The organism is Streptomyces sp. NRRL F-5135 (assembly GCF_000719775.1).
Classification (GTDB): domain Bacteria; phylum Actinomycetota; class Actinomycetes; order Streptomycetales; family Streptomycetaceae; genus Streptomyces; species Streptomyces hebeiensis.
Genome location: NZ_JOHR01000012.1, coordinates 240,337 through 253,782 on the forward strand (window position 1 = coordinate 240,337; position 13,446 = coordinate 253,782).

Sequence of the window (13,446 nt, forward strand, 5' to 3'; positions counted from 1 at the left end):
GTCCTTCCGGTGCTTTCCGGTGCATGAGGGGACATGGTTTCGGGCGATCGGCGTCCCGAGGGCCGTAGCCGCCCGGCGGTTGTCCCGGCCGGACGGCTCCGGCTCGGAGGTTGTCCCCGGCCGGGCGGTTCCGGCTCGGCGGTCATCCTCGCCAGGCTCCCGCCGCCGCGGCCCGTACGACGTAGTCCTCGAAGGCCCGGGGCGCCCGTCCCAGTACGGTGGCGAGGTCGTCCGTCGTCGCGGCGATCAGCCCGCGTTCCATCAGCACGAACATCTCGGCGACGTGGTGGGCGTCGTCCTCGCTCAAGCCCTGCTCGACCAGCGCCGCGGCGTACTCGGCGGGGGAGATCCGCCGGTAGGTGATGGGCCGCCCGGACGCCCGGGAGATCAGCTCGACGGCCTCCCCGAAGGTGAGCGCACGTGGTCCGGTCAGCTCGTAGATCCGTCCGGCGTGCCGGCCGGCGGTCTCCGTCAACACCGCGGCCGCGGCGTCGGCGACGTCGTCCACGTCGATGAACGGTTCGGGCACCGCGTCGGCCGGGAGCGCCAGTTCGCCGGCGACCAGCGGGGCGTGGAAGACGTCCTCGTCGAAGTTCTGAGCGAAGTTGGACGCCCGCAGGACGGTCCACTCCAGCGCCGAGCCGCGCACGGCGTCCTCGGCCGAGCGCATGTCCAGGCCGAACGTGGAGTCGCCCCAGGTGTCGGCGCCGCGCCCGGAGAGCAGGACCAGCCGCCGCACTCCGGCGGCCTCGGCCCGGGCCACGAACTCGTGCACCGGCCCCGGCACGCCCGGGGCCACCACGTAGGCGACGGCGACACCCCGCAGGGCCTCGTCCCAGCTGCCGGGGTCGGTCCAGTCGAACCGGGTCCGGCTGGACCGGGAGGCAGCTCGTACGGGCGTGCCGCGCAGTCGTAGCCGGGCGACGACCCGCCGGCCGGTCTTGCCCGTCGCGCCGAGGACGAGAGTGTTGTCGTTGCTCATGACGCCGATTGAACAGGGCCGGCTCGGACAAACCCATAGGCGAGAAGCCGGATCGCCTGCGTATTCGTCTCACCTCGCCGGGGTGGACGTGTTCAGCGACCTGATCCGTGGGGCGCGGGCCCACGGCTCGTTGTTCGGCAGCTCGACCCTGTCCCCGCCCTGGGCGCCGCACTTCGTGGACGGCGCGCCGCTGACCCTGTGCACCGCCCTCACCGGGGCGGGCTGGATCGTGCCGGAGCACGGTCCGCCCGAGCCGCTTCGCGCCCGCGAGACGGTCGTCGTACGCGGCCCCGCCACGTTCACCTTCGTCGACGAGGTCGGCACCCGGGCCGAACCGGTCGCGTGCGGCGAGTACTGCGCGACGCCCGAGCGGGGCGGGACCCGGTACCGGCGCGGCTGGCACGACAGCGGCAGCGGCGACCGCGCCGGGGACACGGACGACCCCGTGCTGGACCACCTCGCCGCCGAGGTCGCCGTCGACGCGCCGGGCCAGCAGGTGGTACTCGACCGGCTGCTGGACTGGATGCTGGTCTGCACGCTGCGCGCGTGGTTCGACCGGCCGGGCGGTCAGGCCCCGGCCTGGTGGGCCGCCCAGCGGGACCCGGTGGTCGGTGACGCGCTGCGGCTGCCGCACGCCGAACCGGCGGCACCGTGGACGGTGGGCGCGCTGGCCGAGCGGACCGGGGTGTCGCGTTCGACGCTGGCCAAGCGGTTCGCCGAGCTGGTCGGCGCACCGCCGCTGACCTACCTCACCCGCTGGCGCATGACGCTCGCGGCGGATCTGCTGGTCGAGCGGGAGGCCGCGACCATCGCGGACATCGCCCGCGCGGTGGGCTACGCCGACCCGTTCGGGGTCAGCGCGGCCTTCAAACGGGTCCGAGGTGCCAACCCGAGCGAGTTCCGGCGTACCGCGACCACCGCCCCTGCCGCGACCGCCCCTGCCTGACCGGTGGCGTCGCGTACCCGACCGGTCGTCGGGACGCGATAACCCATGGCGGGCGCGGCCCCCCGCGGACGAACATGGCCCGCATGAGTGACCAATCGGCACGATGGAGCCGGGCAACCGTCTACCCCGACATGTGGGCCGACCCGGACGACGATCCCCGCGACAACGAAGGCCCCGGTCCGGACGGCGAGCTCGCGACGCTGCGGGACTACCTGACGAACTACCGCATGACCCTTCGGATGAAGTGCGAGGGCCTGGACCCGGAGCAGCTGGCCCGCCGGTCGGTCCCGCCGTCGACGATGTCCCTGCTCGGCCTGGTCCGGCACCTCGCCGAGGTGGAACGGGACTGGCGGAACTGGATCGGCGACGGTGATCCGCTGCCGAAGCTGTACGGCGAGCGCGACGCGGACTTCGACGGAGCGGTCGCCGAGCAGGCCGAGGTCGACGCCGCGTACGCCGATCTGGCGCGCGAGCAGGAAGCGACCGACGCGGCGCTGGCCGAGCATCCGGATCCGGGTGAGCGGCTGGGAAAGGACGGGATCGCCGTGCGGGAACTGCTGGTGCACAGGATCGAGGAGTACGCCCGTCACTGCGGGCACGCCGACCTGCTGCGCGAGTGCGTCGACGGAAGGGTGGGCCAGTGACGGGAGCCGGGTAACCTGCCCCCATGTCCGAGCCGCCTCCCTTCAGCCCCACCGTCACGCTGCTGACGGTGGGCCGGGTGTGGGAGGCCGCGTTCGCCGAGGGGCTGAAGCCGCTCGGGCTGACCACCCGCAAGTACGGGCTGCTGGGGCACGTCCGCGGAACCCCGGGCATTTCGTTCAGCGAACTCGCCCGGCGCTCGCGCATCACCGTGCAGAGCGCGCACACGGCGGTGGCGGCGTTCGTCGAGGCCGGGCTCGTCGACGACGGGACCGCGCACGCCGGGGCCGCGTCGAGCCTGCGGGTCACGGCCGAGGGCGAGTCGCTGCTGGCCCGGGCCGCCGAGGTGGTGGCCCGTCTCGACGCGGAGTTCGCCGTACGCCACCCGGAGTTGACCGAGGCGCTGCGCGCTCCTATGGCGCGGGCGGTGGCGGGAAGCGACTAACCTTCAGCTAGGCTGAAGGTTATGGAGCCCCTGTTGCCGGTCCGTCCATGTCGTGGCGGGCGTCCTCTTCGCCGGGTACCACGCCGTGACCACCAGTCCGTTTCCCCGGTACGCGCCATGGCCGTCGCCCCGTCGGGTGCGGAACGGGAACGGGTGGAGAGCGGCCCTCCGGCGGGGATCGACGTACGACGGAAGGCGTGGCGGGCATGAGCTTCCGGCACTACCTGCGCCGGCCGCCGGCGGTCACCGCGGCCGAAGCGGTCCGCCTCGTCGTGGACGGCGCGCTCGTCGTGGACGTCCGGCGCGAGTTCGAGTGGAACCGGGCGCACATCCCGGGCGCCGTGCACATGCCGCTCGAGGAACTGCCCGAACGCTGCCTGGAACTCCCCGACGACCGCCTGCTCATCACCTTCTGCACCGGCGGTATCCGCTCCGCCGGCGCGGCGAACCTGCTGGTGGAGAACGGCTTCGAAGCGGTCAACATGAGCCGCGGCCTCGTCGACTGGCGTGCCTCCGGCGGACCGCTCACCACCCGCTGAACGGTCGCCGCCCCGCGAAGGTGGGGGAGACGGAAAACGTCACTCGACGCACCGCGCCGGCGCGTGGTGCCGACGTCGCCGCGACATCGGTGCTCGCCACCGCGGCGTTCCATTCCCCCGCCGCCGCCCCGGGGCGGACACCGCGTGACAGCGCGTCGACTCCGAGCGCCGGTGCTGCCCGAGGAAACCGCTTCGGCGCCGGGCGGCAGACTTTCAAGCCTCGTCAGGCGCGGCGGCCGCGCGCCGCCGCCGGTGCGCGTGGACCGGTACCGCGACTGACGTCAGCAGGAAGAGCAGGGCCGCTCCGCCCAGCATCGCTGCCAGCACGGCCGCCCCGCCGCCCCCGAGATCCGCTTCACGGACGGCCACCTGTGCGTCGTCCGCGTGGTAGCGGACGGTCATCGGGGTTCCGGCGGAGGCCTTGCCGCCACTGCTGCCCACCGGCAGGTCCGCCAGCACGGTCCGGCCGTCGGCCTCGAACTCGACCCGGCATCCGCCCAGCATGCACGAACCCTTCGTGTGCAGCGTGGCGGAAACCTGCTCGCCGTCCTGAAAGGAACGCAGATGCCGGGCGGCCGGAAGCACCACCAGCGTCGCGAGCGCGCCCGCAAGCAGCGCGAGACCCCACAGCGTCAGCACGGCGGTAAGAGGCCGCACGCTTCCCGGAGCCGCCTTCTGATACCGCGCGTCGGCAGCGCCCCCGCCTTGTATGCCGTCCAAGTCCCTCGCCGTCCGTCTCGGTTCCTCCGGAAGTGATGACCCGAGGTTACCCATCAGGCAACTCGCCGTAGCCGAACCGTCGTAGCCGAACCCGTGAACCGCGTGCGTACCGAGGCCGGTTGTCATCGTGGGGAGAATGGGGGCGGTTCAAAACGACGAGGTGGGAGACGGGCATGGCGGGCGACGGCGGTCCGGTGACACTGCGCGGGATCGCGGAACGGCTCGGGCTGCACGTCTCGACGGTCTCCCGAGTCCTCAACGGCTCGACCGGGGAGCAGGGCCGCGCGGCCTCGGGCGAGACAGCGCGACGGATCCGCGAGCTGGCCGACGAACTCGGCTACCGCCCCAACCCGCACGCCACCAGCCTGCGCACCCGCCGCAGCAATCTGGTCGGAGTGCTCTTCCCCCGGCTGTCGGAGATCGTGGTGGCCACCATCTACGAGGGCGTGGAGGAGGAGGCGACCCGGCGGGGGCTCTCCACCTTCGTCACCAACACCCACGACGACCCCGCCACCCAGCGCGAGCGGATCGCGATGGTCCTGGGCCGCCGGGTGGACGGCCTCATCATCGGCGACGCACACCTGGACGGGGCCGCGGTGGCCGACCCGGCTCTGGACGGCACGCCCTTCGTGCTCGTCAACCGCCGTACGGACACCGGCCACCAGGCGGTCACCTGCGACGACCGCCGGGGCGGCCGGCTCGTGGCCGAGCACTTCCTGGCCCTGGGGCACCGCCAGGTGGCCGTCATCGCCGGTGAACCCTTCGCCAGCACCGGCACCGACCGCACCACCGGCTTCACCGACCGCTACCGCGAGGCCGGGCTGCCCGTGCCCGCCCACCGGGTGCGGCACTGCCGCTTCGACACGGCCGGCGGGCACCGGGCCGCCGCCGAGCTGCTGAGCGGGTCCGACCGGCCGACCGCGATCTTCGCCGTCAACGACCTCGCGGCGATCGGCACCATGGGCGCCGCCCGTGACCTGGGCCTGCGGCTGGGGGAGGACCTCGCGCTGGCCGGGTTCAACGACACCCCCCTCGCCGCGGAACTGCCCGTCCCGCTCACCAGCGTCCACTCCCCGATGGCCGAGCAGGGCAGACGCGCCGTCCGGCTGCTGCTCCGCCGAATCGCGGGCGAGTCCGTCGCCTCCGAGGCGCTCACGCCCGAGCTCGTGGTCCGGGCCTCCACCGGCACACCGGTCGGGCCGAGCCTGCGGTGAGCGGGAAGGCGTAACTCCGCCTGGCCATCCGTCAGTTCAGGCCCGGGGAACCTCAGGGGCAATGTTGCCCAAACGATTGGCCCAAACGTTTGGGTGGAGCATACTGGCCACTCTGTACGTGTCCGGGGGCGGCAGTGGGGGTGGCTTGATGAGGTGGCCGGGGAGACGACGCGAGACGACGGCGGTTCCCCGTGAGCAGTTCGTCGCGGCGCTGCGGGAGGGGCGGGGGGCGGCCGAAGTGATCGGCCGTCAGGGCGACGCGGCGCAGGCCGCCGAACGCTACGCGGAACTGGTCGCGCGAGCGGAAAGCGTTCTGGGGCCGCGAGACACCGACACCTTGGCGTTGCGCCATCAACTGCCCCACTGGACGGGTGAGTCGGGCCGGGCCGAAGCCGCGGTCCAGCTGTTCGTCCGTCTGTTGACCGACCGGGAGCTGACCCAGGGGCCACGCCACCCGGACACCGAACTGGCCCGGCACCAACTCGCCCACTGGCACGGCCGGTCGGGCCGGCCCGAGGAGGCCGTACGCCGCTACGAGGCGATGCGCCGGTCGGCCGAGCGGGAGAACCGTACGGAGAAGGCGCTCACCCTGCTGTGCGAGGTGGGTTACTGGCAGCAGAAGAGCGGCGACAACGCGGCCGCCCTCCGGGCGTTCTCCCAGATGCTGCAGACCGCCCAACAGGAACTCGGCCCCGGCCACCAGCTCGTCCACATCGCCCGTCAGCGCTACGCCGAGGTCGCCGGCGTGCTGCCGTTCGGCAACGAGGGCGGCCACGAAGGGCTGCGGGACCTCCTCGCGACGGCCGCCGCGGTCGAAGCCGCCGGAGACTTCCCGCGCGCCGGCCGGATGTACGGGGAGATGGCCGTACGGTCCGAGGAGCTCTACGGCGCGGGCAGCTCCCAGGTCCTCTCCGCGCGCGTCGCGCAGGCGAAGGCGGCCGTGGCGGCGGAGGACCACGCGACGGCTGTCGACTGTTTCGGCAGGGTGCTCGCGTGCATGGAGCTTCAGGGCCAACTGCCGGGCTCGCCGGCGTACGACGCCCTGTCCCGGCAGCGCGACGAGCTCGCCCGGATGGCCGCGCGCACGGTGCTGCGCGTCGCGGAACGGACCGCGACGCTGTTGGGGGAGACGGTGCAGGCCGCGCCGGAGACGGCGTGCGCGGTGCTGGCACGGGAGCCCGGCGCGTCCCACGCGACCTGCCTCGCGGTCGTGAACGACGGCGCGGACGACACGGCATGGCGCGCGTGGACGACGGAGCAGTGGACGGCTGTGCTGCGGGACGTGACGCGGCAGGGGTACGAGGCGACGGCCCTCTGCTTCGCCCGCGGCGGCGACCTGCGGCCGGCCCCCGAAGAAGCCTCTCTGTGCGATCAGTTGGGGCTGCCCGCCGTCTACGTGTCCCGCCTGAGTGACGCGAACGTACAGATCGAGGCGTACGTCTTCACGGAGGGCGGACCGCAGACGGCACGGATCGTCGTGGTGGAGGACGAGCACGGCCGGCGGACAGCGACGGGTGAACGGGACGCGTGGAAGGAGACGCCCGAGGGGGCCACGGGTGACGGCCGGATCGCGGTGCACCCCCGGGCCGCAGCCATCGGGACCTGGCGCGAGATGGAGCGAGCGCGGCCCGCGGCCGTGGCGGACGGGGCGGACCGGCCACCGGCCTTCGGCACGTACGAGGTGCTGGAGAGCGTCGGCGAGGGCGGCTTCGGCTGGGTCTACCTGTGCCAGGATCCCGACGGGCTGATGGTCGCGGTCAAGACGCTGCACGCGCACCTCGCCGCGGCTCCCCCGATCAAGCGGGGCTTCGCCCACGAGGTACGGGCGGCCCAGCGGGTCGACGGACGGTTCACCGTGCCGGTGATCGCGGCGGACACCGACGGGCCGACCCCGTGGATGGCGGTGCCGTACGTGGCCGCCCCCTCGTTGCGGGAACTCGTCGAGCGCTGCGGACGGCTGGACGTCGGCCTGGTGCGTACGCTGGGGGCGGGCATCGCCCTCGCCCTGAGCGCCATCCACGCCGAGGGCATCGTGCACCTCGACCTCAAACCGGCCAACGTGCTGCTGACCGAGGACGGCCCACGCGTCATCGACTTCGGTATCGCCCAGATCGAACGGCTCACCGAGCCACGGCGCGGCTTCGTCGGCACCTACGCGTACGCCTCTCCCGAGCAACTGCGCGAGCAGCGCACTTTCACACCTGCCAGCGATGTGTTCTCCCTGGGCACCGTCCTGGCCCGCCTTGCTCTGGGGCGCAGCCCCTGGGGCCAGGACACGCCGTCCGTGGTCGCGGGCATCCGGGCCGGCACTCCCGACCTCGCCGGACTGCCGCAGGACTTCGCGGAGGTGGTCCGGTGGTGCCTGCGCCCCGATCCGGACCGGCGGCCGACGGCCGGTGAGGTGGCCGAGGCCCTGGTTCCCGGAGCGGGTGAGGGCAGGATCGATCCGCCGCCGCTGCCGGAGCGGGCGCGGGCTCTCGTCGCGGAGCACGCCACCGTGCCCGCGACCCGCCATTACGAGACGCTCGCCCACACCCGGGTCCATGCCGCCGACGACACCACATGGGCCGTGCCGCAGGCTTCCGACGCCGTCGACGCCGTCGACGCCGTCGACACCGCGGTCACCACGCCCTCGCGGGAGTCCGACACGCACGCCGGTACCGCTGCCCTCACGGGGACGCTCGACGAAGCGGCCGACGAGCTGGCGGCCCGGGTCCATCGCTGGGAACGCGAACAGGAGGGCATGCCCATGGCGCAGGCGCGTCGAGGATGCGGCACCTTCCTCGACGAGGCCCAAGCCCGGCTGGGCGCGCGCCACCCCCTGACCCTGCGTCTGCGGGTGTCACACGCCATGCTCGGCTGCGACCGGCCCGGCGGAGTCTCCCACGCCGAGCAGGTCGTGAACGACGCCACTGTCCACCTCGGTGAGGGACACCCCACCGTGCGGGACGCCCGTACGCTGCTGGCGGTGCTGAAGTCGGTAGGCACGGCGTGACCCCGGGCACGGTTTCTACAGGTCAGCCGCCTGACTGGCGGCCGGCTCGTTCTTGCGACTCGGCGGGCGGCGAGAGGGCGGCTGCCGGACGACGGTTCCCGGCGCGCTCCCCTCCGGAGGCCATGGGCCCCGTACCGGGGAGGTGGCTGTGACCGGGTCAGTCGCCGTGGTAGAGGCGCACCGAATCGATCAGCTGGATGGCGGGGTCGTTCTCGGCGAGGCGGCGCAGTTCAGAGGTGAAGCCGGTGCCGCTGTAGCACTGCAGCCGGGTGGCGTCGGTGGCGGTGCCGCGCGCGGTGAGGAGGGCACGGATGTGCTGGAGGCGTTCGAGGTGGCCCATTCCCATGACGTCGTTCCATTTGGCTTCACCGATGGCGAGCAGGGTTTCGCGTCCGCCGTCGGTCTCGCCATGGACGGCGACGTCGACTTCGTGGCCGGCCTTCGCGGCAGGATCGTTGACGGTGCCGCTGGCCACCCTTGTGGTGTGCCCGCCGTGTGTCGTGGGGGACGCGTGCCAGCGGGCCCATTCGCGGCAGACCTGTTCGAAGTGCGGCCCGACGATCTTGCTACGGAAGGTGGACTGGGCGCGGCGCCAGACGGTGGCGGCGCGTCCGGGGCGCTCCAGATCGCCCCAGGCGGGGCGCATGACCGAGTGGTAGAAGGCGATGAGGGGTTCGGCGATGCGGTAGGCAGAGCGGTTGCGGCGGAACGCGTCGGCCTCGTGGGTGATCAGGCCGACGTCCTGAAGGACGGTGAGCGGGTGGGCGAGGTCGGTGGACTTGCGGCCGAGGTAGTCGGCGATGCCGCCGCGCGCGGCGTTTCCGGCGGCGATGGCGGCGAGGACGGAGTGGTAGAGCGCGGTGTCGTGGAGTTCGGGTTCCTCCGCGAGCAGGTAGCGGGCCTCGCGGAAGAGCGGACGGGCTGGGTTGAGGACGGCTCGGGTGACCCAGTCGTCGAAGTCGTCGGGCCCGGCGGGGGTGTCGCCTTGGGTGAACTCGCGGCGGTAGGCGGGGGTGCCGCCGACGATGGCGTGGGTGAGCAGCGCGGTGCGCGGGTCGGTGATCTCCCAGAACTCGGCGGCGAGGCGGAAGTCCAGGGTGGGGACGACGAGTTCCAGGCCGGCGCGGCCCCGCAGTGGGGCGTTGCCGGCGAGGAGTCCGCCCATGAAGGACAGGGCGGAGCCGCACAGCAGGAGCCGTACGGGGGTGTTGGTGTGCTGGGCGGCGGGGTCGAGGGCGCGCTGGATGATCGAGGGGAGGGCGGGGGAGGCCTTGGCGAGGAAGGGGAACTCGTCGATGACCGCGACGGTGGGGCCGCCCCTGTCGGCGATGCGCATGAGCTCGGTGACCGCCTCGTCCCAGTGGGTGAAGCGGAACGGGGTGGGTTGGTCGCGGTGGCGGGCGAGGGCTTCGCCGAACTGGCGCAGGGCATCGGCCTCGGTGGTCTCGGTGGCGGTGAACATGAAGCCGCCGCTTGCCCGTGTGACGGCGTCCAGGAGGAAGGTCTTGCCCTGGCGGCGGCGGCCGGAGACCACGCCGAGGGTGGCACGCGGGCCGGGCAGGGCGGCGAAGCGGGTCAGCTCGGCCCACTCGAAGTCGCGGTCGAACATCTCGGCGGGTTTGTCCACGGCGCACCTCTTCATAGGTAGGTGCACTTATTATATCTAGACCTATTCAATGCAGCGCCTTGTGATCTTGCCGGAAGAGCGGCCCACGCCTGACGTGTCCGCCCGGCTGGGTGCCCCTCGGAAGGTGCTGGCCCGGCGGCGCCGGTATCTGCTGGACGGCCGGCCTGTCGAGTTCGCGGTGTCGTACCTGCCGCTCGACCTGGCCCGTGACACCCCGATCGCCCAGCCGAACCCGGGCCCCGGCGGCATCTACGCCCGCCTCGAGGAACTCGGCCACCAGCTCGACCACTTCGACGAGGAGATCCGCGCCCGCATGCCCTCGCCCCAGGAGGTCAAGACGCTCCGGCTCGCCTCCGGCGTGCCCGTGATCCACCTCATCCGGACCGCGTTCGACACCAAGGGCCGCGCGGTGGAGGTGTGCGACACGGTCATGGCCGCCGACGCCTACGTCCTCAACTACCACCTCCCCGCACACTGAAGGGGCCTCGGACCATCCCGGAGCGGGCTCCGAGCGGAGGTAGTGGCAGGCATGTGGCGCGGCACCCAGAACGCCTGAGGGCCGGCCCAGGAGAAAACCCCTCCTGGGCCGGCCCTTCTTGCTGTGCCCCCGGCAGGATTCGAACCTGCGACACCCGCTTTAGGAGTGGGATTGAATCCTTGCCGGGGGGTGCACCGTGTTGCCTCGGAGTACTGTTTGACCTGATCAGCGCTCCGTGACGTTGTGTGGGATCCCACTTGGGATGTGCTGTGCTGAACCGTCCGCTCACGCATCGCTCACGCATCTGAATACAGGTGTCGGCGACCTAGCCGAATGAGCGCCAGGGCCCGGTCAGGTCCTGGGGGCCTTGATTTGCGACGCGGCTGGCCGTCCAGCACTGCCTTTAGCACCCCAGACCACTTCTATCAGGGCCCACACCGGATTGAAGCCGTCAATTCATCGGCGATGTGAGTAGCTGTCGATAGCCGCCGCTACAGAATTCTTCATTTCTAGATAGGGCGCGGTAAAGTGCTGCCTTCCAGTGATTTACGCTCTTTCTTTCGGCTCCCCGAGCCAAGGCGTTAAGGGTTGATTGCAGCCCTGAATCGCCGAGCGAAGTATATGTTTCATCGTATAGATCGATTTGATCGGTTAGCTCTGCTACGGCCTCCATCTGATAGAAATCGAAAAGGCCAAGTATCTTGAACTGCTTTTCAACTCTCCCGAAGGTGAGGTCGTCAATTTCGTCGGAGCGATGCAAAGTGTATCTGATCGAGACGGTGCTGTCGACGTCTATTTCTGCGAGTAGCATTTCAGTGTCCGGGAACTCGTCGAAGTATGCGTGGAACATGAGTAATCCGTCTACCCTGTCACACTCATCTCCCTTTAGTCGATTACATCTTTCACAAACGGGGACAAGGTTGTCGGCTAGGATTGAATATTCCGGGAAGTGATTCTTTGGAAGGAAGTGATCCAGGGCGCAGACCTGGGCTCTTTCGCATAGCGGGCACCGAGAGTTGCGGGACAGAGCTGTCCGGAAGATCGAGTTTCTGAGATCTTCCAGGGGGCGACCTCTGTCCAACAGCGCGTAATTTCCCAGAAGGGCTTTGGTGAGCACATCGGAACCGTGGGCGAGCGACGTAAACCGGCGAATATCTCGTAGCACGTCTTCGTAGTTGCCATAGGCGTCGATGATTCCCGTGCGCACTCCCATGAGCACACGTCGAGAGGACGGTCGTCTCCGGCTTACAGCGAGATCAAGATCGGCCAGGCGATCCCTGTCCGGACGGGGGAGCCGAATCATCTAGCAGGCCGATCACGACTGATGCTCGCCAGGTAAGAAATGGACTGCGCGCTCATCTCGCCGTCGAACAGTTCCATGATCTCATCCAGGTGCAGGCTCTCCTGCATCGACCGGAGGGTGGAGTGATAGTCGGTCGCGCTGCTATCCAAGTTGAATACGTGGCGCGTCAGCAGTCCTACATTTTCTGCGAAAGTCTCGATCTCCGGAGTGGCAACGAGTGTGAGATCTCCGAATCGCTGCAGAACCCTGACGTAACGTCTGGGGACTTCCTGGAGGAGGACCGGGGAGTGTGTCGCCATCACAGCGTAGGAGTTGAACTGATCCAGGGATATGTTGATGCTCTTGAGCAGGGCAGCCAAGAGCGGAGGGTGCAGGTGGGATTCGGGTTCGTCGATGAGGACCAGTGACCCGGGCTCCAAGTGGGCCACAAGCTGCACAACAATGTTGAGCACGAGTTTATGTCCGGTGCTGAGACCGGAAAAGGAATCCCGCCACGAATCACTGTCGAAGGCGAAGGTGTCGGACAGCTCGACCCGTTTGAACGACGGTTCGCGGCTCAGCGGAGAGAGGGCTGCTGCCAGCCTCTGTTTACGCTCGGGTGTGCTAGCCCTAACGAGGGCAGACATGATGTCACCCTGGATCTCCTCGGCACCTTTGAGTGACCCGGTGCGGGGCGCATCGGGACTAAGACTGCGATCGTACCTACGGAGGCCGCAATAGGTGTATCCGGAGACTTCGCCGCTTGATTGCAGCCGGTCTTCTTCTTGTCGGTTCTTCCCTGGCAGGTCGAACGTATCGAAAGCACTGTAAGAGATGGCTATGACCGAGGAGAATCGTGGAGCACTGGCTCCTTCGGGGAATTCTCCGTACCGCCGGATGAAGCTCTCGTCGGCTCGGTCGGTTAGGTCCGCATGTGCGGTGTTGGCTAGGTTGGCAAGGAGCTGCGTTTTTCCGCATCCGTTGTAACCCACGACAACGTTGATGCGGCCGGGCAGGGGGTGGCGGTCCGCGAAACCGAAGTGAATGGGGAAGGGTTCTCCCCCAACACTCGTTCTGAACGTGAACGCGAGCGCACTGTCCCGTGGGGCCATCGCTCCTCCGAACAGGGCTGTGGCATCTCTCAGTGCGAGTTCGGCGTTCCCGTAGCGCAGGAGTGATGCGGCCATCGCCGGCTCGTTGGCGAAAGATTCCCTGAGTGAGGGGTCGATAGCGATATCGCGGAGCCCGAACAGAATACTGTCGCGCAATTCACCTGGAAGTCCGTGCAGTGCTTCGTAGTAGGAAAATGCCTGCCCGAGTGAGCAGTAACTGTCGTCGAGCTGGATGAAACTGTCGGGCATCTCGGTGGCGCCGCCCTGCTGGCCTCTTTTGATGATCTTGACGGATCCCAAGTCGATGGACGCTTCTGTTCGAGACGGGTACAGATAGGCATCAAACATGGTTTCGAAGCCAAAATCATCCCAGAGGTCGCGCCGGAGAACGAGTGCCGGAAGACTGGACGGCACGGTGAAGCCCGTGCTGCGAGGCACTACAAGAAAATGCATCGGCGTACTCC

The 13,446-nt window shown here is 69.7% G+C and carries 11 protein-coding genes and 1 pseudogene; 7 read left to right on the forward strand and 5 right to left on the reverse strand.

Going from position 1 to position 13,446, the window contains the following annotated elements:
* Positions 1-142: 142 nt before the first annotated feature.
* A complete protein-coding gene (locus tag IG02_RS0122025; protein ID WP_030750781.1) occupies positions 143-982 on the reverse strand; it encodes an NAD(P)H-binding protein in 840 nt (279 codons plus the stop codon).
* 82 nt (positions 983-1,064) lie between these two features.
* Here IG02_RS0122025 and IG02_RS0122030 point away from each other — a divergent pair, with 82 nt between their 5' ends.
* From IG02_RS0122030 to IG02_RS0122045, 4 genes are all read left to right on the forward strand, one after another.
* Positions 1,065-1,928: an AraC family transcriptional regulator gene (locus IG02_RS0122030; protein ID WP_030750785.1), complete on the forward strand. Its 864-nt coding sequence runs from the start codon at positions 1,065-1,067 to the stop codon at positions 1,926-1,928.
* A gap of 83 nt (positions 1,929-2,011) precedes the next feature.
* Entirely contained in the window at positions 2,012-2,572 is a 561-nt protein-coding gene (locus IG02_RS0122035; RefSeq protein ID WP_078854692.1) for a DinB family protein, read from the forward strand.
* A gap of 23 nt (positions 2,573-2,595) precedes the next feature.
* Positions 2,596-3,015, forward strand: a complete 420-nt coding sequence (locus tag IG02_RS0122040; protein WP_030750789.1) for a MarR family winged helix-turn-helix transcriptional regulator — start codon at positions 2,596-2,598, stop codon at positions 3,013-3,015.
* 206 nt (positions 3,016-3,221) lie between these two features.
* Positions 3,222-3,554, forward strand: a complete 333-nt coding sequence (locus IG02_RS0122045) for a rhodanese-like domain-containing protein (RefSeq protein WP_030750792.1) — start codon at positions 3,222-3,224, stop codon at positions 3,552-3,554.
* A gap of 213 nt (positions 3,555-3,767) precedes the next feature.
* Here the strand turns inward: IG02_RS0122045 and IG02_RS36770 are convergent, their stop codons facing one another.
* Complete coding sequence (locus IG02_RS36770; protein WP_051765491.1) at positions 3,768-4,211, reverse strand: hypothetical protein; 444 nt, start codon at positions 4,209-4,211, stop codon at positions 3,768-3,770.
* A gap of 236 nt (positions 4,212-4,447) precedes the next feature.
* Here IG02_RS36770 and IG02_RS0122055 point away from each other — a divergent pair, with 236 nt between their 5' ends.
* Both IG02_RS0122055 and IG02_RS37925 read left to right on the forward strand, forming a co-directional pair.
* Positions 4,448-5,488 (forward strand): LacI family DNA-binding transcriptional regulator, encoded by a 1,041-nt coding sequence (locus IG02_RS0122055; RefSeq protein WP_030750796.1) that lies wholly within the window; start codon positions 4,448-4,450, stop codon positions 5,486-5,488.
* Positions 5,489-5,636: 148 nt separating this feature from the next.
* Positions 5,637-8,483 carry a protein kinase domain-containing protein gene (locus IG02_RS37925; RefSeq protein WP_158712365.1) on the forward strand — a complete coding sequence of 949 codons (2,847 nt, stop codon included), beginning with the start codon at positions 5,637-5,639 and terminating at the stop codon, positions 8,481-8,483.
* 157 nt (positions 8,484-8,640) lie between these two features.
* Here the strand turns inward: IG02_RS37925 and IG02_RS0122065 are convergent, their stop codons facing one another.
* Entirely contained in the window at positions 8,641-10,092 is a 1,452-nt protein-coding gene (locus IG02_RS0122065) for an ATP-binding protein (protein WP_199814064.1), read from the reverse strand.
* Positions 10,093-10,183: 91 nt separating this feature from the next.
* Here IG02_RS0122065 and IG02_RS0122070 point away from each other — a divergent pair.
* Positions 10,184-10,588, forward strand: a pseudogene (locus IG02_RS0122070) (GntR family transcriptional regulator); the annotation flags it as partial.
* Between the two features lie 451 nt (positions 10,589-11,039).
* Here IG02_RS0122070 and IG02_RS41695 read toward each other — a convergent pair.
* Positions 11,040-11,795, reverse strand: coding sequence for an HNH endonuclease (locus tag IG02_RS41695; RefSeq protein WP_158712366.1), 756 nt, complete (start codon positions 11,793-11,795; stop codon positions 11,040-11,042).
* 92 nt (positions 11,796-11,887) lie between these two features.
* Entirely contained in the window at positions 11,888-13,435 is a 1,548-nt protein-coding gene (locus IG02_RS38395; protein WP_078854694.1) for an AAA family ATPase, read from the reverse strand.
* Positions 13,436-13,446: the final 11 nt, after the last annotated feature.